Here is a 24,613-nt window from a genome sequence, read left to right on the forward strand (position 1 = left end):
TGCATCAGAAGATCCGCCGCAGATGCTCGATCACCGGCTCGCCGGTTCGCGGGGCGAGCACGGCGACCGCGTCGAGGCGGATGCCCCGCGCTCTGGACTGGTGCTCGGCGCACCATGCGGCTGCCAGCCTCCGCAGCCGCGCCAGCTTCGCCGCGGTGATGGCCTCGAGCGGGTGGCCGAAGGCCGTGCTCGCGCGGGTCTTGACCTCGACGAACACCAGTTCGTCGCCGTCCCGCGCGACGAGGTCGATCTCCCCCTGCGGGCACCGCCAGTTGCGGTCGAGGATGACGAGGCCGGCGCCGGTCAGGTAGTCCTCGGCGAGTCGCTCACCCCGCCGCCCGAGCACATCCTTCGCCGCCATGCATCGAGCGTCGCGGATCCATCCTCGTACACCCGCGGTTCAGAACCGTCCGTGGAGTGCGTTGGGCGGGTGTGGCTTCATGACGAGAGGTCGCTACGCTGTCCCGGTGATTTCCGACGACGTCTTCGCGACCGTTCCGACACTCACCACCGAGCGCCTCCGCCTGGAGCCGCTCGGTCCGGAGCATTTCGAGGGCTCGTGGGCCGCCCTCCAGGACGAGGAGTCGATGCGGCTCACCGGCACGCAGAGCACCTTCACCGAGGATCAGATCCGCACCTGGCTCGCCGGCCTCGGAGACCGGCACGACCGCGCCGACTGGGCCGTGATCCGGCTCGAGGACGGCACCCACATCGGCGAGGTGGTGCTGAACGACCTCGACGGGCAGAACGAATCGATGAACCTGCGGATCGCGCTGTCCGGCGACGCCGCGCGGGGACGCGGTTACGGCACGGAAGCCGTCCGCGCGGTGCTCGACCACGGGTTCGACACCGTGGGGCTGCACCGCATCTCGCTGGACGTCTTCTCGTTCAACCCGGCCGCGCAGCGGGTCTACGAGAAGTGCGGGTTCCTGGTCGAAGGCCGTCAGCGGCACACGATGAACTGGGACGGCGAATGGGTCGACTCGATCCTGATGGGCATCCTCGCCACCGATCCGCGCGGCGTCTGAGCGATGGCCCAGCGCGAGTTCAGCCTGCGCAGACGACTGCTGGTCGTCGGCGCCGGCTTCATCTGCGGCGGGTTGTTCATCGGGCTGCTCGCCTTGGTGATCGGGACGACGCCGGCTGGCCGGGAGGTGATGTGGGCCGGGATGATCGGCGGAGCCGTCCCGGTCGTGATCGGGCTCGGGCTGATGATTGCCGGTCTCCTCGTCCGACGCTGAGCGCTCCTCCGGGAGCGTTCGCTAGCCCAGACCGAGCTGCTCGGCGAAGTCCGCCGGGTTGAAGTACAGGCGATGATGGGTGATCACGCCGTTCGCCACCTCCGCGATGTCGCAGCTGCGCACACGGATCTGCCTCCCGGTCGGCGGGATGGACTCGCCCGACGGCAGCCGCAGCACTCCGGTGTGGGTCCCCGTGATGAACCCCTCGTCGATCGCCGTCGTGCTGTCTTCATATTTGTTGAGATGCTCGTACCCGCCGTCCGGAAACGCCTCGCGAAGCTGCAGCAGATAGGTGGCAACGGCGTCACGACCACGGAGCTCACCTTCGTCCGGGGTGCTCAGCACCGCGTCCTCGGCATAGCAGCCGCCCACCTCCGTCCGGTCCCCAGACGTTGTGGCCGCTGTGGTCCGGTCCATCGCCTCACGCGCCTCACCCATGCTGACCTCCACTCCCCGGCGCTCGACGGCCGGTCGGGCTATCCCAGTGAACGCCTGGCGAGTGAATCCGTCGAGGGCCGAACGTCCCGTCCGACGACCACACCACCGCTCGACGGGTGGCTGCGACAGTGAGTGCTACTCGTCGAGCGCGAGTTCCTTCGGAAGCTCCAGCTCCCGGTTGGTGAGCTCCTCGACGTTGACGTCTTTGAACGTCAGCACCCGCACGTTCTTCACGAACCGGTCGGCGCGGTAGACGTCCCAGACCCAGACATCGTGCATCTCGAGCTCGAAGTAGAAGTCGTTGCCCATCTCGCGCACGATCTGCTTGACCTCGTTCGCGAGGTAGAACCGGCGCTCCGTCTCGACGACGAAGCGGAACTGGCCCACGATGTCCCGGTACTCGCGGTAGAGCGCGAGCTCCATCTCCCGGTCGTAGTCTTCGAAGTCGTCGTCATCCATGGCCCGACAAGTCTATGTCGCGGGCCCGAAGCGGATGCGCGAGTCTCCCGGTCGCACCCCATTTGTTGCCATTTCGGCTCGATGTGACTGCCGCGGCGGGAACATCGAGCCGAAACGGGAACTATTGCGAGTCCTGCAGGACGGGTTCGAGCTCCTCGTCCCAGATCTCGTCGAGCAGCGACGGGGTGCGCAGCCAGGTCAGACGGTGCAGCTCGCTCGGGCCGTGCTGGTCGATCGCGGCGTAGTGGGCGCTGGAGGCGTACCCCTTGTTGCTCACCCAGTTGTACACCGGCGTGGTCTCGTGCGCCGCGATCATCATCCGGTCCCGGTGCACCTTCGCCAGCACGGATGCGGCGGCGACGGATGCGCAGTCCCGATCCGCCTTGATGCGGGTCCTGACCGTCATCCGGCGCTCGAGCGCCGGGTTCAGCCAATCCCAATGCCCGTCCAGGATCACCACGGCGTCATCGATCGGGGCCCCCTGCTCCGCCAGCGCGGCGATGGCCCGCGCGCCGGCCATCCCGAGCGCGGCGGTGAGCCCGAGGCGATCGATCTCCTCGTTGCTGGAGAGGCCGACCGCGGAGAACATGGCCCAGCGCCCAGCCTTCGGATACAGCTCCTCCCGGCGCGCCTCGCTGAGCATCTTGGAGTCGCGGAGACCCTTCGGGATCCGCTTCGGTGCAGCGTCGATCATCGCGACGCCGACGCCGATCGGCCCGGCGATGGCCCCCCGGCCGACCTCGTCGCAGCCGATGATGAAGCGCGCTCCGTCGCGGAGCAGCGCCTTCTCGACGCGGAGATTCGGATCGGCGACCGTCATGCTGCTCCCCCGGCGCCCGCTCTACTCAGCCGACTTCTCGACATCGCGGAACACGAACGGGTAGTCGTCGAGCCACTGCCACCGGTTGATGGGCCAGCTGACCACCAGTGCGCGCCCGACCACGTTGTCCATGGGCACGAATCCGCCGCTCGGCTCGGTGCGATGGTACGCGGAGTCGGCGGAGCTGTAGCGGTTGTCGCCCATCACCCAGAGGGCGTCGTCTGGCACGGTGACCTCGAAGGTGTCGCGGGTGACCTGCGACGCGTTCGCGGGCAGCTTCACGTAGGCCTTCTCGTCGATCGAGACGCCGTTCACGGTGAGCTGGCCGAACTCGTTGCAGCAGACGACGGTGTCGCCGGGGAGCCCGATGACGCGTTTGATCAGGTGGTCGTTGCTGTCCGGTGCGCTGAGGCCGACGAAGGCGAGCACCGCGTCGACGCCGCTGACGAACCAGTTCTGCTCCGGCTCGACGGTCGGGGTGAGCCATCCGCCGGGATCCCGGAACACGACCACGTCGCCGTGCGAGACCGGAGTCAGCTCGGGCACCAGCTGGTTGACGATGATCCGGTCGTTCAGCTGGAGGGTGTCCTCCATCGACTCGGACGGGATGTAGAAGGAGCGGATCAGAAATGTCTTGACCAGAAAGGAGATGACGAGCGCCGCCAGGAAGATGAGCAGGATGTCCCGGACGAAGAGACGTGCACTGCGTGATCGGCGCTGACGGTCGCGTCGGACGGCGACCGCCCGCGTCGATTCCACTTGTTCTGACACTTAAACCCCTGAGCTCCCTGCAAGCCTACGATGCAGGGAGCTCAGGTCTGGTACGGAACCGCGCGAATCAGAACTCGCGCTTCTCCTTGATCTTCGCCTTCTTGCCGCGCAGCGCGCGCAGGTAGTAGAGCTTCGCGCGGCGGACGTCACCGCGGGTCACGATCTCGATGTGGTCGATGATCGGCGAGTGCACCGGGAAGGTGCGCTCCACGCCGACCTGGAAGCTGACCTTGCGGACCGTGAAGGTCTCGCGGACGCCTTCGCCGGAGCGCCCGATGACGACCCCCTGGAAGACCTGGATGCGGGAGCGGCTGCCCTCGGTGATGTTCACGTGCACCTTGACGGTGTCGCCGGCGCGGAAGTCGGGGATGTCCGCCTTCAGTGAGGCCGCATCGACGGAATCGAGGATGTGCATGGGTTTTCGCTCTCTGCGACCGCCACAGGTCGAACGCGGGTTCAGTGGTTCACGACACGGAAAAGGGCCTCGAAGCGAGCCGGCTCCCCTGTGGCAGAGCCGAGCTGAGGCACAATCGACCATTCTGCCATAGTCGGCAGGGCCCCGCGAGCACGGCGCATCCGGGACGGGTCGGCCGGTGCCGGTGACCGGTCAGGGCCGGCGGTCGGTCGGCGGCTCGATGCGGATGACCGGCCCGGATCCGGCGTTCTGGCCAGGCCCCTGCCCATCGCGCGGCATGGCCTGCTGCTCGAACGTCGTCACGATGTTCCGGAGTCTCGAACGCGTCTCCCGCACCAGCTGCCAGACGGCCGCCCAGAAGCTCGCCACGGCGAGGAGCACCCCCACCACGGCGACCGCGGTGGCGACGCCCTCATCCCCGGATGCCCCGTACAGGGCGATCGAGAGATACCAGGCGGTCAGCAGCGCCGCGTCGAGCGGTGAGACCGCGCGGGTGGCGCGCACCGACTTGCGTGCCCACACGACGGCGGCCACGATGCCGAGCGCCACGGCGAGGAGCGGCGCGAGCACCAGATAGCCGAGGAAGTCCCAGCCGGTGTCGGTGAAGATGATCCCGCGACTCACCAGCAGCCACGCCGGCAGCACGATGACCGCCCCGAGCATTGCGTAGAAGACGGCTCTGCGGTACCACATGGCCTTAAGGGTATCTTCGCTAGGTGATCCAGTTCAGTCGTTCGACGAGAATCGCGCCCGCCGGGGCTCCCGCGGCCTTCCCGGAGCGGAGCGCGTCGTGATCGAGCTCCGGACCGCGGCCGAGATCGAGGAGATGCAGCCGGCCGGCGCATTCGTCGCGAGTGTGCTCACGGCGACCGCCGCTGCCGCCGACGTGGGGGTCAACCTGCTGGACCTCGACCGGCTCGCACACGACATGATCCGCAGCTCCGGTGCGGACAGCTGCTACATCGACTACCACCCGTCGTTCGGCGCATCGCCGTTCGGCAAGGTGCTCTGCACATCGGTGAACGACGCCGCCCTGCACGGGCTCCCCCACGACTACAAGCTGCGGGATGGCGACCTGCTCTCGCTGGACTTCGCCGCGAAGGTGAACGGCTGGGTCGCGGACTCCGCGCTGAGCCTCGTCGTCGGCACCCCGCGTGACGAGGACCTGAAGCTCATCGAGACGTGCGAGCGCGCGCTCGCCGCCGGGATCGCCGCGGCGCAGCCCGGCAACAAGGTGGGTGACATCTCGGCGGCGATCGGCGACATCGCGCAGGCCGCCGGTCTCTCCGTCAACACGGACTTCGGCGGGCACGGCGTCGGCCGCGTCATGCACGGCGACCCGCACATCCCCAACAACGGCCGCGCCGGACGAGGTATGAGACTGCGCCCCGGACTCGTGTTCGCCATCGAGCCGTGGCTGATGCTGGGCACCGACGAGATCTACACCGACAAGGACGGCTGGACGCTCCGCAGCGCCGACGGTTCCCGGGCGGCGCACGCAGAGCACACCATCGCGGTGACCGACGACGGCCCGGTGGTGCTCACGGAGCGCGCCGGGTCGTGAGCCCGGGGATGGCCGGATCCCCGAGGACGGGCGGCGTGACGGGAAGCGACTGCTGAACGGCGAGCGGCTGCCCGGCGGCGGCTCGGGCGGAGCCTGGCGGGTCGGCGACACGGTGCGCCGGTCCACCGGGTTCTGGACACCGGCGGTGCACGACCTGCTGGCGCACCTGGAACGCGTCGGGTTCGACCGTGCCCCGCGGGCGCTCGGCTACGACGAGCGGGGGCGGGAGGTGCTGAGCTTCCTGCCGGGCGACACCGCCACCGATCAGCCGTGGCCGGAGTGGACCCGCTCCGAGGCTGCGATGCTCGACGCCGTCGACTGGCTTCGCGAATACCACTCGGTCGTCGCCGGGTACGTGCCGCCCGCCTCGGCGCGGTGGCGATTCGGGGAGGTCTGGCGCCCCGGGCTGATCGTGGCGCACAACGACGCGGGGCCGCACAACGCGGCCTGGGGCGATGGCCGCATCCGCGGGTTCTTCGACTGGGACTTCGCCGGGCCGGCGGAGCCGGTGTGGGACCTCGCGTATCTCGCGTTCGCGTGGGTGCCGCTGTACGACTCCGAGCTCGACGCGGAGCGGCCCCGTCGGCTGCGGATGCTGCTCGACCGGTACGGCTACCACGGCGACGTGGTGGAGTTCCGGGATCTCGTGGCGCGGCGGGTGCGGTACACGGCGGCGGCGGTGGAGCGGCTCGGCCGAGCCGGCGATCCGGGCATGGCGGTGCAGTACCGCCAGGGGAACTCCCGGCTCCTCGAGCAGTCCGCCGCCGCGATCGCCCGCCTCAGCCTCTGAACGTTCATCATTCAGGAGGTTGCTTGACGGATGTCGCCCGGCCGGCGGGACCCCGCGACCTTCAGTCGTCACTCAGAACACGCCGACTCCTGAATGATGAAAGCCGGGTCAGTCGAGGAGCTCGGGGCGGACGCGGCGGGTGCGCTCAACCTGCTGGCCGTGCCGCCACTGCGCGATCGCCCCATGGTTGCCGCTCAGCAGGATCGGCGGCACCGTGAGGCCGCGCCACTCCGCGGGTTTGGTGTAGCTCGGATATTCGAGCAGTCCGTTCTCGTGGCTCTCCTCGGTGAGGCTCTCCGGGTTCCCCACTACGCCGGGCACCAGTCGGCCGATGGCCTCGATCATCGCCATCGCTGCCACCTCCCCGCCGTTGAGCACATAGTCCCCGAGGCTGATCTCCCGCACCCGGGCCCGGGTGGCGGTGTGGTCGACGACCCGCTGGTCGATGCCCTCATACCGTCCGCAGGCGAAGACGAGGTGCTCCTCCCCCGCGAGCTCGCGGGCCGTCGTCTGTGCGAACACCTCACCCGCCGGTGACGGGAACACCACCACGGGCAGCGGCGCCGCAGGGTCCCGCTGCTCCGACGCAAGCACGTCGTCGAGCGCCTCACCCCAGGGCTCCGGGCGCATCACCATGCCCGCACCGCCGCCGTACGGAGTGTCGTCGACGGTGCGGTGCCGGTCGTGGGTGTAGTCGCGGAGGTCGTGCACGCCGAGTCGGAGCAGCCCGCTGGTCCGCGCCTTGCCGAGCAGCGACACGTCCAGCACCGAGAAGAACTCGGGGAAGATGGTGACGATGTCGATGCGCACACACCGACCCTAGTTCTCCTGACCAGCACAGATTCTCCTGACCGGCAGAGTCGGCGCGCTACCGGTCGCGCTGCGCCTCGTCGTAGCGGTCGAGCACCAGGTCCACCAGCTGGGCGTGCGGTTCGCTTCGTCCGTCGAGCAGCGGCGCCGTCGTGACGTCCGCTCCTGAGGATGCGGCGAGGTCGGCGAAATACCCGGGTGCGAGCAGGTAGGTGCTGACGACCACCCGCGCTCCGGGGTGCCGCTCGCGCTCCCGCGCCACGGCGTCCGGAAGTCGCGGGCTCGCCGCCGAGATGAACCCGACCGTCACGGGCCGGCCGAGCCGCGAGGCGAGCCTGCGGCCCATGTCGTCGCAGTCCGCGACGGCGCGGGCGTCGCTGGATCCCGCGGCGCCGAGCACGATCCGGTCGCTCCGGCGAAGCCCGGACTGGCGCAGCCGGTGGACCAGCACATCGACCAGACGCTCATCTGGGCCGAGCGCGCCGGCGAGCGAGGTGGGGCGGAGTTCCTTGCCGAGTGCACGCCTGAGGTCGACGTGCACGTGGTAGCCGGCGGAGAGCAGCAGCGGCACGGTGACGGCGCTCCGCTCCGGCGGCAGGGCACCGAGTGTGGCCGGCACATCCGGCTGCTGCACGTCGACGAAGCCCGCGGACACGGTGAGGTCGCGCGCGGTCAGCCGAACCGCGGCGACCAGCGACGCCACGGCCCGCTGCCCCAACGGCGACGAGGTGCCGTGCGAGACGGCGACGAGCGCCGGTGCGACGCTCGTGCGGACCCGAGCCGGTGCGAGCAGCGTCATTCGGCCAGCTCGACCTCGACGAAGCCGCCGACGACGCGTGTGCGGAACGACTGCAGGAACAGGCTCGGGTCGGTGAAGCACTCCCCCGTGCCGAGGTCGTAGACCTCCTTGTGCAGCGGTGATGCGAGAGTCGGACGGTCGCCTCGCGAGCCGACGATCCCGCGCGCCATGACGTTCGCGCCGGTGTGCGGGTCGGTGTGGCTCACGGCATACACCTCGTCCTCGGCCAGCTTGACGACGGCCACCTGCCGGGCGCCCAAGAGCGCCACCTCGCCCCACTCCGGCTCGAGGTCCGATGTGGCGCACACACGTTCCCAGGCGCCGTTCGACGAGGTCGGCTTTGAGCGTTCGACTGCGGTCAGAGTCATGGGTCCTGCCTTTCCAGCTGTGCCCCACGGTATGGCGGCCCTGTTTCGGCCAGACCAAGCGGATGTTTCGCCCGTGTGAAACCGCCCTCACACTTCACCGGGGTCGCTGTGGGGCCGAAGACAACTCCCCGATACATGCGGGAAACGGCGGCGAAATCCCTCCCCTCTACGCTCAAGGCGTCCGACGGAAGGAACGGGTCATGAGCGTGAGCCCTCTCGACCAGGCGCCCGCTGATCGCCGGGAAGTCGTGGTGATCGGCGGCGGCCCCGCTGCGCACCGGCTCGCCGACGCCCTGCACAGCAGGGACGGGGAGCGTGCCCTGCACGTGACTGTGATCTGCGAGGAGCGGCACCTGCCCTACGACCGCGTCGCGCTCAGCAGGCGCCTCGAGCAGAACACCGACCTGACGCTGCAGCCGAGCGGCATCTGGGAGAACGAGCACATTCGCCTGCTCCTCGGCGAGCGCGCCGAGTCGGTCGACGCGGCCACCCGCACCGTCACCACGTCTGCCGGACGCACGCTCCGCTACGACGACCTCGTCTTCGCGACGGGCTCCTCCGCGCCCGTGCCCGACATCATCGGCCGGGAGCTCTGCACGGTGTACCGCACCATCGACGACGTCGACTCGCTCTCCCGCGAGGTCGACGAGCTGGCAGTCCGGCTCGGGCGTCCGGCGCGGGTGCTGGTCGCCGGCGGCGGCCTGTTGGGTCTGGAGGCGGCCGGTGGGCTCGCCCGCCGTGGCGCCGACGCCAGCGTGGTGCACTCCGGCGGCTGGCTGATGTCCGCGCAGTTGGATGAGGGTGCCGGGCGCGCACTGGGGCGGATCATCTCCGCGCAGGGCATCGGCCTGCACCTCGGCACACGCCCGCAAAAGGTGATCTCGGAGGATGGCCTCGTCACCGGCGTGAAGTTCACGAACGGGCAGCAGATCGCCGCTGATCTCGTCATCTTCGCCATCGGCATCACCCCGCGCGACGAGCTGGCCCGGGAAGCCGGGATCGAGCTCGGCCCGCGCGGGGGCATCGTCATCGGCACCGACTGCAGGTCATCGCTCGAGGACGTCTGGGCGATCGGCGAGGTCGCCTGTTTCGAGGGTCGCTGCACCGGCCTGGTCGCGCCGGCGAATGCGATGGCCGAGGTGGTCGCCGACCGGCTGCTCGGCGGCGCCGCGGAGTTCACGAGCATCGACGACGCCACGAAGCTGAAGCTCTCCGGCGTGGATGTCGCCAGCTTCGGTGACGCCCTCGGCCGCACCGAGCACTGCCTCGAGATCGTCTACGCCGATCCCGCACGCGGGCTGTACCAGAAGCTGGTGCTCACCGACGATGCGAAGACGCTGCTCGGCGGCATCTTCGTGGGCGACGCCTCACCGTACGCGTCCCTGCGTCCCCTGCTCGGCAGCGAGCTGTCGTCGGAGCCGGCGGCGTATCTTTCGGCATCCGGGATGGAGCCACCCGCCGGGGACGACCTGCCCGACTCGGCGCTGGTCTGCGCCTGCAACAACGTCGCTGCCGGAAGCGTCCGGGATGCGATCAACGGTGTCCACGGCGACGCCTGCACCGAGCTCGGCGCGCTGAAGGCCTGCACCCGGGCGGGTACCCAATGCGGCTCCTGCGTGCCGCTCGTGAAGAAGCTGCTCGAGACGGAGCTGACGAAGTCCGGCATCGCGATCTCCCGGGCGCTCTGCGAGCACTTCGCCCTCTCCCGGCAGGAGCTCTTCGAGTCGGTGCGGGTGCTGGAGCTGCGCTCCTTCGACGAGATCCTGGCCCGGTTCGGCACCGGCCGCGGCTGCGACGTCTGCAAGCCCGCGGTCGCCTCGATCCTCGCCAGCCAGCACGACGGTTACATCCTGGATGGCGGACGCGGCCGGCTGCAGGACACCAACGACCGGGCGCTCGCCAACATGCAGAAGGACGGCACGTACTCCGTCGTCCCGCGCATTCCTGGCGGCGAGATCACCCCGCAGAAGCTGGCCGTGATCGCGCAGGTCGCCACCGACTTCGGGCTCTACACGAAGATCACCGGCGGTCAGCGCATCGACATGTTCGGCGCCCGACTCGACCAGCTGCCGGAGATCTGGAAGCGGCTCGTCGACGCGGGGATGGAGTCCGGGCAGGCGTACGGCAAGTCGCTGCGGAACGTGAAGAGCTGCGTCGGCTCCACCTGGTGCCGGTACGGGGTGCAGGACTCGGTCGGCATGGCGGTGCAGCTGGAGCTGCGCTACCGGGGACTGCGTGCGCCGCACAAGTTCAAGTTCGGCGTCTCCGGATGCGCCCGGGAGTGCGCGGAGGCGCGGGGGAAGGATGTCGGCGTGATCGCCACCGATCAGGGCTGGAACCTGTACGTCGGCGGCAACGGGGGCTTCCAGCCCGCCCACGGTCAGCTGCTTGCCGCCGACCTCGACGACGAGACCCTCATCCGGTACATCGACCGCTACATGATGTATTACATCCGCACGGCCGACCGGCTGCAGCGGACCGCCCGGTGGATGGAGGACCTCGACGGCGGCCTCGACCACGTCCGCGATGTGGTGGTGCACGACTCGCTCGGCCTCGCCGACGAACTCGAGCAGGCGATGGCGAAGCACGTCGAGAACTACGAGGACGAGTGGGCGGCGACCCTCGCCGACCCCGACCGTCTGCGCAAGTTCCGTCCGTTCGTCAACGCGCCGACCACTGCCGATCCGACGGTCGCGCGCGTCGAGGAGCGCGGTCAGTTACGCCCTGCTACGCGGGAGGAGGTCTCGCGAGGGGAGGCCGTCTTCCTCGGACCTACCCTTCCTGTGAGGGAAGGAGCGCGATGACCGAAGCCGGCACGGTCACGCTCGTCGGAGGGGGCCCAGGCGACGAAGGGCTGCTCACCGTCGCGGCGACCGCCGCCCTGCGCTCGGCCGATGTCGTGCTCTACGACCGGCTCGCCCCGCACTCCGTGCTGTCCGAGCTCGCCCCGCATGCGACGCTGATCAACGTCGGCAAGACACCCGGGCACCACCCCATCGACCAGGCCGGCATCGAGGCGGAGATCGTTCAGCACGCCCGGGCCGGCGCCAACGTGGTGCGGCTCAAGGGCGGTGACCCGTACATCTTCGGACGCGGCAGCGAGGAGGTGCTCGCCTGCCACCGCGCCGGAATCCCGGTCCGGGTCATCCCCGGCGTGACCAGCGCCGTCGCCGTGCCCGCGACGGCCGGCATCCCGCTCACCCACCGCGGTGTCAGCCGCCTCTTCACCGTTGTGAGCGGCCACGTGCCCCTCACCGAGCCGGAGCTCGAGCATCTCGCCGGCCTCGGCGGCACGATCGTGGTGCTGATGGGCGTCGGCACGCTGCCGCCGCTCGCGTTCGGCCTGCAGCGGCACGGCATGGAGGCCGACATGCCCGTCGCAATCATCGAGCGCGGTTTCAGCCCGCAACAGCGCACCACGATCGCGGACCTCGGCACGATCGTCCAGGCCGCATCGCTCGCCGGCGTGAGCTCGCCCGCGGTCATCGTGATCGGCCGGGTCGTCGAGCTGGCGTTCTCCGGCGACCTCGGTGCGACCGAGCTGATGCAGCGGGCTGAGCGGGTGGCGGCCCTCGGATGATTCCTGGCGAGGCCCCGCCGGCACCGGTCCCCGGCTTCCGGCCCGACCAGCTCGCGGGCTTCCGGATCGGCGTGACGAGCGACCGCCGGAGCGAGGACCTCATCGACGCCTTCGAGCGTCGCGGCGCCACAGTGCTCCATGCGCCGACCTTGCACATCGCCCACGCTCAACACGACGAGCCACTCATCGAAGACACTCGGCGGATCGTCGAGGCGAAGCCCGACGTGCTGCTCGCCACGACGTCGTACGGCATCCGGCGCTGGTTCGAGGTCGCCGACGCCGCCGGGCTCGGGCACGAGCTGCTCGACGCGCTGGCCGGCACCGCGATCCTCGTCCGCGGCCCGAAAGCGCGCGGCGCGATCCGCGCGGCCGGCCTCGACGATGTCGGGATGAGCGACGAGGAGACCACCAAGTCGCTCGTCGACAAGGTGCTGGCGGAGTACCCGGGCGCGCGGACCATCGCCGTGCAGCAGCACGGCTACACCGACGAGTCGCAGCTGGAGCGGCTGCGTGCCGCGGGTGATGAGGTGCTCACCGTGGCGCCGTACCGCTGGGTGAACCCCGAAGACACTGACGACCGCGTGCAGAAGCTGCTCGAGGCGATCGTCGCGCGAACTCTCGACGTCGTCACGTTCACCAGCGCACCCGCCGTCGATGCGCTGTTCTCCGCCGCCGAGGCGCTCCGGATGGATGCCGCCGTGGCGGAGGCGCTGCGCGGCGATGTGCTGACCGCCGCCGTCGGGCCGGTGACCGCGGCGCCACTGCTGGCCTCGGGCATCGCGCCGATCGTGCCGGAGCGGTTCCGGATGGGCGCCCTCATCCGGTTGGTCTGCGAGCACCTCGAGCAGCACTGCGTGATCCGGGTCGAGACCCGGCACGGCGTGATCTCCGTCCGCGGCGGTGTCGTCGACCTGCCGGACCAGCGCGTGCAGCTCTCCCCCTCGGGGCTGGCGATGTTCCGCACCCTTGCGCGTGCGCGCGGCGCGGTAGTCTCCCGCAGGGCGCTCGCCGCGGGGATGCCCGGCACCACCGACGAGCACGCCCTCGAGGTGACGATGAGCCGGCTGAGGTCGACGCTCGGGTTGCCGGGCCTGATCAGCACCGTCGTGAAGCGCGGCTACCGCCTCGACGTCTGACCGCCCGCCGGCATCCCGGCACAGTCTCACCCACCCCGGCGCGCTCGTGACTTCGGTGTGACGCGGACCTTGCGGCCACCCCGCGGGGGTGTGAGGGACAGGTGATCAACCGTTAACGCCCCGCACCCGGGACCGAAACACGGGCTCTATAGCGTCGGGACCACGACGGCGAACGCGCCATCCGATCAACGATCTCCCGGACTCCTCGACGGTGCGGATTCCCCGACAGCTTGGAGCAGGCATGACCACGGAACTCACCGCACCGCCGCTCGACCCGCGCATCTCCCCGACCACCGAGACCGAACACCTCGAGCTCGTCCGCCGGCGCGGCCGGTGGATCGACAACTGGGATGCTGAAGACGTCGGCCAGTGGAACCGCGAGGGACGCGGCATCGCGCGCCGCAACCTCCGCTGGTCGATCTTCGCCGAGTTCCTCGGCTTCGTGGTCTGGCAGCTCTGGAGCATCGTCGTCGTGATGCTGCCGGGCGCCGGCTTCGTGCTCTCGACCACCGAGACGTTCTGGCTCATCTCGATCCCGAGCCTCGTCGGCGCCACACTGCGGTTCCCGTACTCCTTCATGGTGGCGAAATTCGGCGGCCGCAACTGGACCATCGTCTCCGCCGGTCTGCTGCTGATTCCGGCCATCGCGCTCGGCATCGTCGTGACAAACCCGGCGACCCCCTTCGCAGTCCTCGTCGGCGTCGCCGCGCTTGCCGGAGTCGGCGGCGGCAACTTCGCGAGCTCCATGTCGAACATCACCTTCTTCTACCCGCTGCGCGAGAAGGGATGGGCGCTGGGCCTCAACGCGGCGGGTGGCAACCTCGGCGCGTCCGTCGCCCAGTTCGTCGTGCCGATCGCGGTGACCATCGGCGCCGGCGCCACCCTCAACCTGCCGCTCGCCGGCTGGATCTGGGTGCCGTTCATCCTGCTCGCGATGTTCGGCGCCTACCGGTACATGGACAACCTCTCGTCGGCGAAGGCGGACTTCGCGGGCTCGGCCGCGGCGCTCCGCGAGCCGCACCTGTGGATCCTTGCCGTGCTCTACATCGGCACGTTCGGCTCCTTCATCGGTTTCGCCAGCGTCTTCCCGAAGCTCATCGCGGACTCGTTCCCCGGCTTCTCCAGCTTCTCCGTCGGCGAGGCATCGCTGTCGCTCGCCTTCCTCGGCGCGCTGGTCGGATCGCTCTCCCGGCCGTACGGCGGGAAGCTCGCCGACCGGTTCGGCGGCGCGATCGTCACCGTCGCCGCGTTCGGTGTGATGGCGGTCGGCGCCCTCGCCGTCGTCTGGACACTCCCACTCGGCAGCTTCTGGCTGTTCCTCGGCTGCTTCCTGCTGCTCTTCGTCGCCTCCGGCGTCGGCAACGGCTCCACCTACCGGATGATCCCGAGCGTCTTCGCCGCGCGCGGCGGCTCCCGGTCGGCGCACACCAGCAGCGGCGATGTGAGCACCCAGCGGAAGGCCGCGGCGGCGCTCGGCCTCATCTCCGCGATCGGCGCGTACGGCGGGTTCGTGATCCCGCAGGTGCTGAACCTCTCGCACGGCGCCACCGGCAGCTACGTTCACGCCTTCTACGGCTTCGTCGGCGCATACGTGCTGTTCATGGCGATCACCTCGGTGGTCTACCTGCGGCGGAACTCGTCGCTCGCCGGTCAGCGCATCTGACGCGTCGCACCACCCAGCACTCCCCCGGAAGGACGCCATGAGCAGCACCGCAGTGCACACGGACACCCACTGCCCGTACTGTGCGCTGCAGTGCGCCATGACGCTCAACCCGGCACCGCACGACGCGACCGGCGGACGGCGTCCGCTGCTGACCGTCTCCGGCCGCGACTTCCCGACGAACCGCGGCGGGCTCTGCAAGAAGGGCTGGACCGCCGCCGAGCTGCTCGACTCCCCCGAGCGCCTCACGGCGCCGCTGGTCCGGACCGCCGACGGCGGCTTCCGGGAGGCCGCGTGGGAGATGGTGCTGGACCGGATCGCGGAGTCGCTCACCGCGATCCGGGTCGAGTCCGGGACGGATGCGGTCGGCGTCTTCGGCGGCGGCGGGCTGACGAACGAGAAGGCGTACGCGCTCGGCAAGTTCGCCCGCACTGCGCTCGGCACCAGCCGGATCGACTACAACGGCCGGTTCTGCATGTCGTCCGCCGCGGCCGCCGGCAATCGGGCGTTCGGCGTCGACCGGGGGTTGCCCTTCCCAGTCGAGGACCTCGACGGAGCAGCGATGATCCTGCTGCTCGGCACCAATGTGGCGGAGACGATGCCGCCCTTTCTCGGGCACCTCGCCGGGGCGCAGGCGGCGGGCGGGCTGATCGTGGTCGACCCGCGGCGGTCGGCGACGGTGCGGCTCACCGAGGAGGGTCGCGGCATGCACCTGCAGGCCGCCCCGGGCACCGACCTGATCCTGCTGCTCGGTCTCACACACATCGTGCTCGCCGAGAAGCTGTACGACGCCGCGTTCGTCGCGACCAGGACGAATGGATTCGCGGCGGTCCGCAGGAGCGTCAGCACGTGGTACCCGGAGCGGGTCGCAGCCTCCACCGGCGTCCCCGCTGCGCAGCTGCGGGAGGTGGCCCGCAGGCTCGCCTCCGGGGCGGGCACCTACATCCTCACCGGACGCGGCGTCGAGCAGCACGTCGACGGCACCGACACCGCGACCGCCGCCATCAATCTCGCCCTGCTGCTCGGCCTCCCCGGGCGGCCGGGCTCCGGCTACGGCACACTGACCGGGCAGGGCAACGGGCAGGGCGGGCGCGAGCACGGACAGAAATCCGATCAGCTGCCGGGCTACCGCAGGATCACCGATCCGGCCGCCCGTCGGCACGTCGCCGCCGTCTGGGGCGTCGACGAGTCGTCGATCCCTGGCCCCGGCATCCCCGCGGTACAGCTGCTCGAGCAGCTGGGCGTGCCCGGCGGCATCCGGGCCCTGCTGGTGCACGGCTCGAACGTCGTGGTCTCGGCGCCGAACGCGGGTCCGGTGCGGGAACGCCTCGCGAGCCTCGATCTGCTGGTCGTGAGCGACATCTTCTTCTCCGAGACCGCAGCCCTCGCCGACGTCGTGCTGCCCGTGACGCAGTGGGCGGAGGAGGAGGGCACGATGACCTCGCTCGAGGGCCGGGTGATCCGCCGCCGGCAGGCCACGCAGCCGCCGGGCGGCGTGCGCAGCGAACTGTGGATCCTATCGGAGCTGGCGCGGCGACTCGGCTCGCCCGCACGGTTCGACAGCGACGCGAGCGCCGTCTTCGACGAGCTCTGCCGCGCATCGGCCGGCGGGATCGCCGACTATTCGGGGCTCAGCTACGAACTGCTCGACTCCGGCGCGCCGGCGTTCTGGCCCTACCCGCCAGGATCGACGGGCACACCGAGACTTTTCGCCGACCGGTTCTTCACCCTGGACGGGCGCGCCGTGCTCGTGCCGGTGACGCCGCGCCCGAAGGCCGAGGAGCTGCATCGCGACGGCGCCCTCACGCTGATCACCGGGCGCCTGCTGGAGCAGTACCAGTCGGGCACTCAGACGCGGCGGGTCGCGGAGCTGAACGACGCCCAGCCCGAGGCCTTCGCGCAGCTGCACCCCGCGACGGCGGCCCGCATCGGCGTCGCCGACGGCCAGCCGGTCGAGCTCCGAAACGACCGGGGCGTGATGGTGCTCCCCGCCCGCGTCAGCGCCGACATCCGCCTCGACACCGTCTTCCTGCCATTCCACTACCCCGGCGACGCGTCGGCGAATCTCCTCACGCAAGACGCGACGGACCCGATCTCCGGGATGCCGGACTTCAAGACGGCCGCCGTCCACGTGCGAGCCGCACGCGTCGAGGTGCAGGCATGATGGCCGCGGAGCGCGTCGTCCTCGTCGGGTTCGGACCGGTGGGCGCCCGGTTCGCCGAGCAGCTGCTTCCGGAGGTGCGGGCCGAGCGGATCGCGCTGACGGTCGTCGGCCTCGAGCCCGTGGACGCGTACAACCGCGTGCTGGTCGCCGACTACGCCGTCGGGCACACCGACCTGGAGACGATGACCGTCGCCTCGAGTGGAGAGCTCGCCGGCGCCGGTGTGGTGGTACGGCTCGGCACCGGCGTGACGGCGATCGACCGCGCCGGCCGCACGGTGCAGCTCGCGACCGGTGAGGAGTTCCCCTACGACCGGCTGGTGCTCGCCACCGGCGCCCGCGCCAACGTGCCCACCCTCGACGGGGTGCAGAAGATCCGGCGCGACAGCAGAACACTCGAGAAGTACGGCTCGACGCTGCTCTCCGGCGACGACCCGTTGCCGGCGGGCGTCACCGTGCTGCGGGACCTCGCGGACGCCGACACGGTGCGCGGCGTCGTCCGGGACGCGAAGCGGATCGTGGTACTCGGCGCCGGCGTGCTCGGGCTCGAGATCGCGCTCGCCGCGGCTCGGGAGGGGGCCGAGGTCTGCGTGGTGCACCACGGCCCCGTGCCGATGCCCCGGAACCTCGACCGCGGCGGGGGAACCGTGCTCGCCGCCGCACTCCGCCGCGCGGGCGTGACCGTGATCGGCCAAAGCCGGGCGGAGGCGATCGGATTCCGCACCGACGGGGACGACGCCACCCCGCACTTCGGCTTCCTGACCACCGCGGACGGCAAGAAGATCCCCGGTGACCTGCTGCTGCTCTCCTGCGGCGTGTCCGCCCGCACCGATCTCGCCATCCTCGCCGGCCTCCGCGTCGGGGCGGGGATCGTCGTCGGACGCGACCTCAGATCCTGGTCCGACGACGCCGTCTACGCGATCGGCGACTGCGCTCAGGTACTCGAGCCGACCGAAGAGCTGCGGCTCCAGAAGGTGCTGCCCGGCACCCCGTCCGGGTTGATCGGACCCGGCTGGGCCCAGGCCGATTGGCTCGCCGAGCGCTTCGCAGATGAGGTGCGGGGCCGGGTCGCGGAGGCTGCGCCGCCTGCGGAGCGAGTGCCGATCGTGATGCTCAAGGCGGAGGGAGTCGACGTCGTCGCGGCGGGCGATGTCGCAGGAGAGCCGTGGGATGAGGAGCCGCCGCGCTGCCAGGGGCACGACCCCGGGCGGCGGAGCGTCGCCCAGTGGGCGGATCCGGAGCACGGCCGCTACGTGAAGATGGTGACCCGAGGCGGGGTGCTCGAGGCGTTCGTGTGCGTCGGAATGCCGCGGACCGCGGCGGAGCTGGCGATGCTGTTCGAGCGGCGCAGCGAGCTGCCGTCCGATCGCTCGATCCTGCTGCGGTTGGATGGGCCCGATTCGGCGACCGCCTCCGCCTCCGACGTGTTCGCCCCCACGGCGACGGTGTGCTGGTGCAACGGGGTGACCGTTGCCGCGATCGAGGAGTCGGTGGCGAGCGGCAGCACCACGGTCGCCTGCGTCGGCAAGGACACCCGGGCGGGCACGGGATGCGGGGGCTGCAAGCGGCGGATCGGCGAGCTGCTCAGCCGCTTCGCCGACCCGCAGGAGGTGCCGGTCGCGGGTTGAGCAGGCCGCGAGCGGCCGCATCGAGACCCCCGTGGTTTCGATACGCGCTTCGGCGGGCGCTCCTCAACCGGCGAGGCGCCGGGATCTCACCAGGGCAGGCCGAGCCGGCGAACCCGGGGCGCGCCGTCGCCGGCCTCCACGACGAGCAGCCCGTCGGCCTCGGCGACGCCGCGGAGCATCGCCGAGCCGCGCCACTCCACGGGGCGCGCAGCCCCGGCGTGCCAGGTGACCGGCACGATCACGGCGTTCCCCCGTGCTGTTGGGGCGACCTGCGCCACGATCTCGGGAGCGTCCACGGACTCCAGCTCGCCCAGCGGCAGGCCGAGCGCACCCCGGAGCAGCGGGACACCGAAACTGAGAAAAGCCGCGAACGCGGCGAAGGGATTGCCGGGGAGGCCCAGGATCGGGCGGCGATCCGAGGTGAGCGCAAGCACGACGGGATGACCGGGCCGCATCTGCACGCTCGCGACCAGCATCTCCCCGCCCGACGACTGGATCGCGTGGCGCAGTTGGTCGCCCCGGCCGTGGGAGCTGCCGCCGGTGACCACGACCAGGTCAACGGTCGCTGCAGCCAGCGCAACGACCGTGTCGTCGAGGCGGTCGGGAAGGTATGCCGGGCTCGAGGTCGTGCCGCCTGCGGAACGGATGAGCCACGGCAGCACGGGGCCCAGGGCGTCTCGAACGGTGCCGGGTGCCGGCTCCCCCGCGGCGGCCACCTCGTCACCCGACACCAGCACCGCCACCCGAGGAAGCGCCATCACCGGCAGCCGATCGTGCCCGGTCGCCGCCGCGAGGGCGACGCGAGGCGGCGTCAGCAGGGTCCCGGCCGGGAACAGCGGGGTCCCGGCATCCAGCTCGTCGCCGCGGCGCCGCACGTTCGCGCCGGACACCGGCGGCGCGTCGTCCGACGGCTCGAGGACCGTGCCGTGGGCGCCGGGCCACACCCGGCCGTGCTCGGCGCGGAGCACGCCGCTGGCACCCGCCGGAACCGCGGCGCCGGTCGGGATCGCGCGCGCGGTGCCCGCCGGGAAGGGTTCGGCATCCGGACGGCTCCCCATCGGCACGGGGTCTCCCAGCGTCCATGGCGGCTCGCCCGCCACGGCCCAGCCGTCCATTGCGCTCACGTCGGTGGTGGGCAGCGGCACCAGCGCGCTCAGCGCCGCGGCGGCGACCCGCCCGACCGCCCGGTCGACGCGGACCTTCTCCGTCGGGATCTGGACCGATCGGCCGGTGGTGTACGCAAGCTCGCGAGCGGCGTCCCAGGTGACGCTCACGGCAGGTGGTCGCCGGTGCCCGACAGCTGCTGCGCGATGCGACTCGCCCGTTCGATCTGCTCCGCTCCGCCGCCGGCCGCGGCCGCCGCGTAGCCGACGAGGAACGTGGTCACCGGAGCGGCGGGACGCATCACCGCGTGGGCGGAGTCGCGCGCCACGTCGAGGATGAGGTCGATGTCCACGGAGTCCAGCTCGATGCCGAGCGCCTCGATCAGGCGCCTGGCCCAGTCGTCCAGTTCCGCCGGGTGCCGTGTGGTCATGCTCGAACCGTGCCCCTCGGGTCTGCTCGAAGGAAGCCGGATCCCGAAGCGCCGGGCGTCTTCCTCGGTGTCGACATCCGAGCACAGATCATCGGTCAGCACAACCTCAGCGAGGTCCAGTCCGTCGATCAGATTCCGCAGCGATGACCCCGTCAGCGAGCCGCCTCTGCGGTGCCGCATGAGCCGGTCGCGGAGCGCCTCCGAACGGTACCTCGCAAGCAGGTACTGACGCCGTCCGGAGCTGTCGACCGCGAGCACGCCGTCGCCGCCGTCGCGGGCGGCGAGCAGGCGCTCGACCGCTGCGGGCGCGTTCGGCTGATCGGCCGCGAGCACCACGACCGAGGGTGCGGCGTCCGCACCCAGCGCATCGAGGCCCGCGCCGAGTGCCGCGGCGGGCCCGCCGAAGGGCGGGTCCTCGCGGGTGAACGTCAACCGGGAGCGGGTCGATTCCCCGACCTCGTGGAGGTCCCGTTCGGGTCCGACGACGACGATCGACTCGGCATCCCGCACGGCGTGGACGGCGGCAGCCAGCAGTGAGCGCCCGCCGAATCGCAACGCCGGCTTGTCCAGCCCGCCGAGCCGCGATGCGCGCCCGCCGGCCAGGAGAACGGCGTCGAACGCCGGAGAGCCCGGTGCGACGCCGCCCTGAGTCATTGCGCGGTGTCGGAGCCCGGACCGGACGAAGCGGCCGGGGTGTCGCCGGGGCTCCCGGCATCGTCGGCGGACGCCCGGGCATCGGACGCTTCGACCGGCTTCGGCGCGCCGGTCTCGTCGTCCTCGTCCGCCAGCTCCTCGAACAGGCCATCCGGCGGGGTGATCGTCACGGTGCCGGCCTCGAGGTCGACCGCGGGCACGATCGCCTTCACGAACGGAACGAGCACCTCACGGTCACCGGTGTCCACGGCGAGCAGGTCCTGCGCGGGCAGGTGATCCACCCGGGCGACCACGCCCACCTTCTCGCCCTCGCGGAGCACGGTCAGGCCGACCAGCTGGTGGTCGTACCAGGCGTCCTCCTCCTCGGGCAGCTCGGTGGCGTCCTGATCGATCCAGAGGATCGCCTTCACCAGCGACTCGGCCTGCGTGCGGTCGGAGACGTCCTTGAAGAAGCCGACCGGATGCGTGTTGTACCAGCGGAGCTCGGTCAGCTCCAGCGTCTTGCCATGCCACGGGGACGTCGTCGGAACCTGCAGCGAGAACACCGCGCCTGGAATGAAGCGCCGCTCCGGGTCGTCGGTGTAGAGCTCGAGCTTGATGGCGCCCTTGAGCCCGTGGGCCTTCAGCAGTCTGCCCACCCGCAACTGCGTCTTGCCCGGGTTCGGCACGGATGGCCGAGCCACGTCAGGCGTCGGAGTCGACGACGTCGACTCGCACCCGCTTGCCGTCGGCGAGGGCGCCGACCAGCGTGCGGAGTGCCTTCGCGGTGCGGCCGGACCGGCCGATCACCCGGCCGAGGTCCTCGGGGTTCACGTGAACCTCGAGCACCTCGCCGCGCGGCGAATCCTTGGCGACGACCTGCACCTGGTCCGGGTGATCGACGATCCCCTTGACGAGGTGCTCAAGAGCGGCTGCGAGCACGAACTACGCCTTGTCGGTGTCCGCGGCGTGCACCGCGTCCACCGCGCTGTTGTCGACGGCCTCGGGCGTCTCCTGCGTGGTGACGGGCGAAGCGTCCGCGGCGTCGACCACCGCGGCGTCGGCCTCGGCGTCGGCCTCGACCGGGGTCGGAGCTGCGGTCGCCTCGGGGGCGGGCTCCGCAGCCTTGGGCTTCAGCACCGGCTGCTTCTTCTCGTCGGCCGAGAAGGCGGCCTTCGCCTCGGGGGTGCGGATGGTGCTCTTCGCACCCTTCTCGCCCTTGAAGGTGCCCCAGTCGCCGCTGAGCTTCAGCAGCACCTGCACCTGCTCGGTCGGCTGGGCGCCGACGCTCAGCCAGTACTGCGCGCGCTCCGAGTTCACCTCGATGAGCGAGGGCTCCTCGGTCGGGTGGTACTTTCCGATCTCCTCGATCACGCGACCATCGCGCTTGGTGCGCGAGTCGGCGACGACGATGCGGTAGTAGGGTGCCCGGATCTTCCCGAGGCGCTTCAGACGGATCTTGACGGCCACAATTCTCCTGTGTGATTTGGTCGGATTGAACTGCTCGCCGAGCGCGTGGGGGCACACCGGCAGGAAAGCTCTGATGGGGTCCGCGGGGCCTGATTAGAGGGTCGGGCGCGCGCAGACTCGACAGACTATTGTGGCAGATTTTCAGCGGGCTCGCGGACCACGGCGGGCCGCTCGGGTCTGGCGACGCTCCGTCGCCGCGACAGCGCCACCCCGGCGAGGCAGACGGCGCCACCGATGATCGCGAGGAGCGCGGGGATCTCGCCGAAGAACAGTGCACCGAACACGATGACCAGCGGCGGGACGATGTACGTCGTCACGCCGAGTTGCCCCGCGGGCATCCGCGAGAGCGCGTACGCCCACGTGGTGAAGGCGATGGCCGTGGGGACGACACCCAGGTACACCATTCCCCACCGTGCAGCGGCGGGTGCGTCGGCGGCGTCGCGGAGGAGGTCGCCGGTGAACGGCAGGCAGGCGACCGCGCCGACGATGCAACCGAGCCAGGTGGCCTGGATCGCAGGCAGGCGCCGCAGCGTCGGCTTCTGGAACAGCACACCGGCGGCGTAGGTGACCGCTGCGACCAGGCACCAGAGCACGCCGGTGCCGTCGCCGAATCCCCCGCCGACCCCGATGCCGATGAGGACGACGCCGAGAAACGCGACGCCCGCGCCGATCGCGAGCCACTTCGGAATCCCCTCGCCGAGGAACAGCCCGGCGCCGAGCGCGATGAGGATCGGGCCGATGTTCACGATCATCGCGGTGGTGCCCGCGTCGAGCGTCTGCTCGGCGAAGTTGAGGGCCACGTTGTAGGCGCTGAACCACAGCAGGCCGAACAGCGCGAGAAACAGCAGGTCCCGCCCGGTCGGGCGCACCCACTTGCGCCCGAGCTGGAGCACGCTCAGTGCGACCGCGCCGACGAGCAGCCGGCCGAGCGCCAGCGCACCGGCGGAGAAGTGCAGACCCGCCCCGCGGATGACGAGGAAGGCGCTCGCCCAGGCGAGCACCGTCACGACGATCGCGACGAGGACGAGGACAGATGCCCTGGGGGCGGATCGCTGCACTCCTCAACGGTAGTTCCGGCCTCCGACACCGAACCCGCGGGAACCGGACATGGCAGTGGCTCCACGGAAGCTGACCGAATCTGCCCCTGCCAGGCACGCTCTGCAAGAATCTGCTCAGTCGACCAGGAGGTGCGCGGTGCCGATCGAGTTCGCCAGCTCGGCCAGATCCACGCTCGGCATCGAGTGGGAGCTGGCGCTCGTCGACCCGGAATCCAAGGAGCTCACCCCGGCTGCTCCTGCGATCCTCGCGCAGCTCGACGACGACCACTCCACGTACCCGCAGATCACCGAAGAGCTGCTCACCAACACGGTGGAGATCGTCAGCGGCGCCCACGCGAGCGTCGCTGAGGCGGTGGCGGATCTCAGCGGAATGCTCCGCGAGGTCCGCAGCGTCGCGCTCGAGCACAACGCGCTGATCATGAGCGCCGGCTCGCACCCGTTCAGCCGTTGGGACGACCAGCAGGTCACCCAGAAGGAGCGCTACACCAACTTCATGGAGGAGATGCGCTGGTGGGGCGGCCAGCTGCTCATCTGGGGCGTGCACGTACACGTCGGGGTCGAGCACCGCGACAAGGCGCTCGCGCTGATGAACGGGGTGCTGAACTTCTTCCCGCACCTGCAGGCCCTCAGCGCGTCGAGCCCGTACTACTGCGGCGTCGACACCGGGTACGCCTCCAACCGGGCGATGCTCTTCCAGCAGGCGTCGACGGCCGGCCTCCCGCCATCCATCCACAAGTGGGACGACTACGAGCGGTACGTCGACGACGTGGTGAAGACCAGCATCGTCGCGGAGTCCTCCGAGCTCCGCTGGGACGTGCGGCCGTCGCCCCGGTGGGGCACCCTCGAGGTGCGGATCTGCGACGCCCCGGCGACCGTCGCGGAGGTCGGGGCGGTTGCGGCGCTCACCCAGTGCATCGTCGAGGACCTCAGCACCCGTCTCGACGACGGGAACCCGATGCCGGACCTGCAACCCTGGTTCGTCAGCGAGAACAAGTGGCGGTCGGCTCGGTTCGGTCTCGAGTGCGACGCGATCATCGCCCCCGACGGCGTGGAGCGCCCATTGCTCGAGGAGGTGCAGAAGCTGATCGACCGCCTGGAGCCGGTCGCCGAGCGGCTGGGCTGCGCTGCAGAGCTGCGGAGCGTCGACGACATCCTCACCGTCGGACCGAGCTATCAGCGGCAGCTCGCCGTCGACGCGCACACCGACGGCGACCTCGCCGCCGTGGTCGACTCACTCGTCACCGACCTGGAGCTCGGCACCCTCGGCGCGTGACCACC

At 70.7% G+C, this 24,613-nt stretch carries 27 protein-coding genes; 11 read left to right on the plus strand and 16 right to left on the minus strand.

Annotated elements, in window-relative coordinates:
- Positions 1-4 precede the first annotated feature (4 nt).
- Positions 5-361, minus strand: coding sequence for a YraN family protein (locus ACFFGH_RS12235; protein WP_386668609.1), 357 nt, complete (start codon positions 359-361; stop codon positions 5-7).
- 106 nt (positions 362-467) lie between these two features.
- On the opposite strand from ACFFGH_RS12235, the gene ACFFGH_RS12240 reads away from it, so the two are divergent.
- Positions 468-1,028 (plus strand): GNAT family N-acetyltransferase, encoded by a 561-nt coding sequence (locus ACFFGH_RS12240; protein WP_386668611.1) that lies wholly within the window; start codon positions 468-470, stop codon positions 1,026-1,028.
- A gap of 3 nt (positions 1,029-1,031) precedes the next feature.
- Positions 1,032-1,241 carry a hypothetical protein gene (locus ACFFGH_RS12245; RefSeq protein WP_386668613.1) on the plus strand — a complete coding sequence of 70 codons (210 nt, stop codon included), beginning with the start codon at positions 1,032-1,034 and terminating at the stop codon, positions 1,239-1,241.
- Between the two features lie 21 nt (positions 1,242-1,262).
- Here the strand turns inward: ACFFGH_RS12245 and ACFFGH_RS12250 are convergent, their stop codons facing one another.
- From ACFFGH_RS12250 to ACFFGH_RS12275, 6 genes are all read right to left on the minus strand, one after another.
- Positions 1,263-1,679: an ester cyclase gene (locus ACFFGH_RS12250; protein WP_386668614.1), complete on the minus strand. Its 417-nt coding sequence runs from the start codon at positions 1,677-1,679 to the stop codon at positions 1,263-1,265.
- A 135-nt stretch (positions 1,680-1,814) separates the two neighbouring features.
- On the minus strand, positions 1,815-2,138 hold the full coding sequence (locus ACFFGH_RS12255; RefSeq protein WP_386668616.1) for a DUF2469 family protein: 324 nt from the start codon (positions 2,136-2,138) through the stop codon (positions 1,815-1,817).
- Positions 2,139-2,259: 121 nt separating this feature from the next.
- Entirely contained in the window at positions 2,260-2,958 is a 699-nt protein-coding gene (gene rnhB, locus ACFFGH_RS12260; protein WP_386668618.1) for a ribonuclease HII, read from the minus strand.
- Between the two features lie 21 nt (positions 2,959-2,979).
- A complete protein-coding gene (gene lepB, locus ACFFGH_RS12265; protein WP_386668620.1) occupies positions 2,980-3,729 on the minus strand; it encodes a signal peptidase I in 750 nt (249 codons plus the stop codon).
- A 67-nt stretch (positions 3,730-3,796) separates the two neighbouring features.
- Positions 3,797-4,144 carry a 50S ribosomal protein L19 gene (gene rplS / locus ACFFGH_RS12270; protein ID WP_386668622.1) on the minus strand — a complete coding sequence of 116 codons (348 nt, stop codon included), beginning with the start codon at positions 4,142-4,144 and terminating at the stop codon, positions 3,797-3,799.
- Positions 4,145-4,336: 192 nt separating this feature from the next.
- Positions 4,337-4,837: a hypothetical protein gene (locus ACFFGH_RS12275; RefSeq protein ID WP_386668624.1), complete on the minus strand. Its 501-nt coding sequence runs from the start codon at positions 4,835-4,837 to the stop codon at positions 4,337-4,339.
- A gap of 97 nt (positions 4,838-4,934) precedes the next feature.
- Here ACFFGH_RS12275 and map point away from each other — a divergent pair, with 97 nt between their 5' ends.
- Both map and ACFFGH_RS12285 read left to right on the plus strand, forming a co-directional pair.
- A complete protein-coding gene (map, locus tag ACFFGH_RS12280; protein WP_386668625.1) occupies positions 4,935-5,708 on the plus strand; it encodes a type I methionyl aminopeptidase in 774 nt (257 codons plus the stop codon).
- 112 nt (positions 5,709-5,820) lie between these two features.
- Entirely contained in the window at positions 5,821-6,498 is a 678-nt protein-coding gene (locus ACFFGH_RS12285; RefSeq protein ID WP_386668627.1) for a phosphotransferase, read from the plus strand.
- 108 nt (positions 6,499-6,606) lie between these two features.
- Here ACFFGH_RS12285 and trmD read toward each other — a convergent pair whose 3' ends face one another.
- Genes trmD through nirD form a run of 3 tightly spaced genes read right to left on the minus strand, consistent with a single transcriptional unit; the run spans position 6,607 to position 8,475 of the window.
- Positions 6,607-7,308, minus strand: a complete 702-nt coding sequence (trmD, locus tag ACFFGH_RS12290) for a tRNA (guanosine(37)-N1)-methyltransferase TrmD (protein WP_386668629.1) — start codon at positions 7,306-7,308, stop codon at positions 6,607-6,609.
- 58 nt (positions 7,309-7,366) lie between these two features.
- A complete protein-coding gene (locus ACFFGH_RS12295; RefSeq protein WP_386668631.1) occupies positions 7,367-8,107 on the minus strand; it encodes a sirohydrochlorin chelatase in 741 nt (246 codons plus the stop codon).
- Complete coding sequence (nirD, locus tag ACFFGH_RS12300) at positions 8,104-8,475, minus strand: nitrite reductase small subunit NirD (protein ID WP_386668633.1); 372 nt, start codon at positions 8,473-8,475, stop codon at positions 8,104-8,106. Before nirD ends, ACFFGH_RS12295 begins: the two co-directional genes overlap by 4 nt.
- Before the next feature lie 200 nt (positions 8,476-8,675).
- Between nirD and nirB the strand changes: the two genes are divergently transcribed.
- The 6 genes from nirB to ACFFGH_RS12330 all read left to right on the plus strand — a co-directional run bounded on the left by nirB (position 8,676) and on the right by ACFFGH_RS12330 (position 18,640).
- Positions 8,676-11,279, plus strand: a complete 2,604-nt coding sequence (gene nirB / locus ACFFGH_RS12305; RefSeq protein ID WP_386668635.1) for a nitrite reductase large subunit NirB — start codon at positions 8,676-8,678, stop codon at positions 11,277-11,279.
- Positions 11,276-12,055, plus strand: coding sequence for a uroporphyrinogen-III C-methyltransferase (gene cobA / locus ACFFGH_RS12310; RefSeq protein ID WP_386668636.1), 780 nt, complete (start codon positions 11,276-11,278; stop codon positions 12,053-12,055). Before nirB ends, cobA begins: the two co-directional genes overlap by 4 nt.
- Positions 12,052-13,191, plus strand: a complete 1,140-nt coding sequence (locus ACFFGH_RS12315) for a uroporphyrinogen-III synthase (RefSeq protein ID WP_386668638.1) — start codon at positions 12,052-12,054, stop codon at positions 13,189-13,191. Before cobA ends, ACFFGH_RS12315 begins: the two co-directional genes overlap by 4 nt.
- A gap of 241 nt (positions 13,192-13,432) precedes the next feature.
- The gene (locus ACFFGH_RS12320) at positions 13,433-14,854 is read left to right on the plus strand and encodes an MFS transporter (RefSeq protein WP_386668640.1); all 1,422 of its coding nucleotides are present in this window, start codon (positions 13,433-13,435) and stop codon (positions 14,852-14,854) included.
- Positions 14,855-14,891: 37 nt separating this feature from the next.
- Entirely contained in the window at positions 14,892-17,015 is a 2,124-nt protein-coding gene (locus tag ACFFGH_RS12325; RefSeq protein ID WP_386668642.1) for a molybdopterin oxidoreductase family protein, read from the plus strand.
- Positions 17,012-18,640: an FAD-dependent oxidoreductase gene (locus ACFFGH_RS12330; RefSeq protein WP_386668643.1), complete on the plus strand. Its 1,629-nt coding sequence runs from the start codon at positions 17,012-17,014 to the stop codon at positions 18,638-18,640. The genes ACFFGH_RS12325 and ACFFGH_RS12330 overlap by 4 nt, the downstream gene beginning before the upstream one ends.
- An 86-nt stretch (positions 18,641-18,726) precedes the next feature.
- On the opposite strand, the gene ACFFGH_RS12335 is transcribed toward ACFFGH_RS12330, so the two are convergent.
- The 6 genes from ACFFGH_RS12335 to ACFFGH_RS12360 form a co-directional block, all read right to left on the minus strand.
- Complete coding sequence (locus ACFFGH_RS12335; protein ID WP_386668645.1) at positions 18,727-19,914, minus strand: molybdopterin molybdotransferase MoeA; 1,188 nt, start codon at positions 19,912-19,914, stop codon at positions 18,727-18,729.
- The gene (locus ACFFGH_RS12340) at positions 19,911-20,828 is read right to left on the minus strand and encodes an NTP transferase domain-containing protein (protein WP_386668647.1); all 918 of its coding nucleotides are present in this window, start codon (positions 20,826-20,828) and stop codon (positions 19,911-19,913) included. Before ACFFGH_RS12340 ends, ACFFGH_RS12335 begins: the two co-directional genes overlap by 4 nt.
- Positions 20,825-21,511 (minus strand): ribosome maturation factor RimM, encoded by a 687-nt coding sequence (gene rimM, locus ACFFGH_RS12345; protein ID WP_386668648.1) that lies wholly within the window; start codon positions 21,509-21,511, stop codon positions 20,825-20,827. Before rimM ends, ACFFGH_RS12340 begins: the two co-directional genes overlap by 4 nt.
- A 1-nt stretch (position 21,512) precedes the next feature.
- Positions 21,513-21,749, minus strand: a complete 237-nt coding sequence (locus ACFFGH_RS12350) for an RNA-binding protein (protein WP_386668650.1) — start codon at positions 21,747-21,749, stop codon at positions 21,513-21,515.
- Positions 21,750-21,752: 3 nt separating this feature from the next.
- A complete protein-coding gene (rpsP, locus tag ACFFGH_RS12355) occupies positions 21,753-22,277 on the minus strand; it encodes a 30S ribosomal protein S16 (RefSeq protein WP_386668651.1) in 525 nt (174 codons plus the stop codon).
- A 125-nt stretch (positions 22,278-22,402) separates the two neighbouring features.
- Positions 22,403-23,335 carry a DMT family transporter gene (locus tag ACFFGH_RS12360; RefSeq protein ID WP_386668652.1) on the minus strand — a complete coding sequence of 311 codons (933 nt, stop codon included), beginning with the start codon at positions 23,333-23,335 and terminating at the stop codon, positions 22,403-22,405.
- Between the two features lie 136 nt (positions 23,336-23,471).
- Here ACFFGH_RS12360 and ACFFGH_RS12365 point away from each other — a divergent pair, with 136 nt between their 5' ends.
- On the plus strand, positions 23,472-24,608 hold the full coding sequence (locus ACFFGH_RS12365; protein ID WP_386668654.1) for a glutamate--cysteine ligase: 1,137 nt from the start codon (positions 23,472-23,474) through the stop codon (positions 24,606-24,608).
- The last annotated feature ends 5 nt before the right edge of the window (positions 24,609-24,613 follow it).

Source organism: Lysobacter korlensis, from assembly GCF_042434515.1.

Excerpts from the sequence above, each read along its gene's own strand:
- ACFFGH_RS12325 (WP_386668642.1), top strand. The coding sequence starts at position 14,892 with ATGAGCAGCACCGCAGTGCACACGGACACCCACTGCCCGTACTGTGCG.
- ACFFGH_RS12295 (WP_386668631.1), bottom strand. The coding sequence starts at position 8,107 with ATGACGCTGCTCGCACCGGCTCGGGTCCGCACGAGCGTCGCACCGGCG.
- ACFFGH_RS12330 (WP_386668643.1), top strand. The coding sequence starts at position 17,012 with ATGATGGCCGCGGAGCGCGTCGTCCTCGTCGGGTTCGGACCGGTGGGC.
- ACFFGH_RS12275 (WP_386668624.1), bottom strand. The coding sequence starts at position 4,837 with ATGTGGTACCGCAGAGCCGTCTTCTACGCAATGCTCGGGGCGGTCATC.
- ACFFGH_RS12255 (WP_386668616.1), bottom strand. The coding sequence starts at position 2,138 with ATGGATGACGACGACTTCGAAGACTACGACCGGGAGATGGAGCTCGCG.
- ACFFGH_RS12245 (WP_386668613.1), top strand. The coding sequence starts at position 1,032 with ATGGCCCAGCGCGAGTTCAGCCTGCGCAGACGACTGCTGGTCGTCGGC.
- ACFFGH_RS12320 (WP_386668640.1), top strand. The coding sequence starts at position 13,433 with ATGACCACGGAACTCACCGCACCGCCGCTCGACCCGCGCATCTCCCCG.
- ACFFGH_RS12250 (WP_386668614.1), bottom strand. The coding sequence starts at position 1,679 with ATGGGTGAGGCGCGTGAGGCGATGGACCGGACCACAGCGGCCACAACG.
- ACFFGH_RS12315 (WP_386668638.1), top strand. The coding sequence starts at position 12,052 with ATGATTCCTGGCGAGGCCCCGCCGGCACCGGTCCCCGGCTTCCGGCCC.
- rnhB (WP_386668618.1), bottom strand. The coding sequence starts at position 2,958 with ATGACGGTCGCCGATCCGAATCTCCGCGTCGAGAAGGCGCTGCTCCGC.
- ACFFGH_RS12235 (WP_386668609.1), bottom strand. The coding sequence starts at position 361 with ATGGCGGCGAAGGATGTGCTCGGGCGGCGGGGTGAGCGACTCGCCGAG.
- ACFFGH_RS12340 (WP_386668647.1), bottom strand. The coding sequence starts at position 20,828 with ATGACTCAGGGCGGCGTCGCACCGGGCTCTCCGGCGTTCGACGCCGTT.
- nirD (WP_386668633.1), bottom strand. The coding sequence starts at position 8,475 with ATGACTCTGACCGCAGTCGAACGCTCAAAGCCGACCTCGTCGAACGGC.
- rplS (WP_386668622.1), bottom strand. The coding sequence starts at position 4,144 with ATGCACATCCTCGATTCCGTCGATGCGGCCTCACTGAAGGCGGACATC.
- nirB (WP_386668635.1), top strand. The coding sequence starts at position 8,676 with ATGAGCGTGAGCCCTCTCGACCAGGCGCCCGCTGATCGCCGGGAAGTC.
- cobA (WP_386668636.1), top strand. The coding sequence starts at position 11,276 with ATGACCGAAGCCGGCACGGTCACGCTCGTCGGAGGGGGCCCAGGCGAC.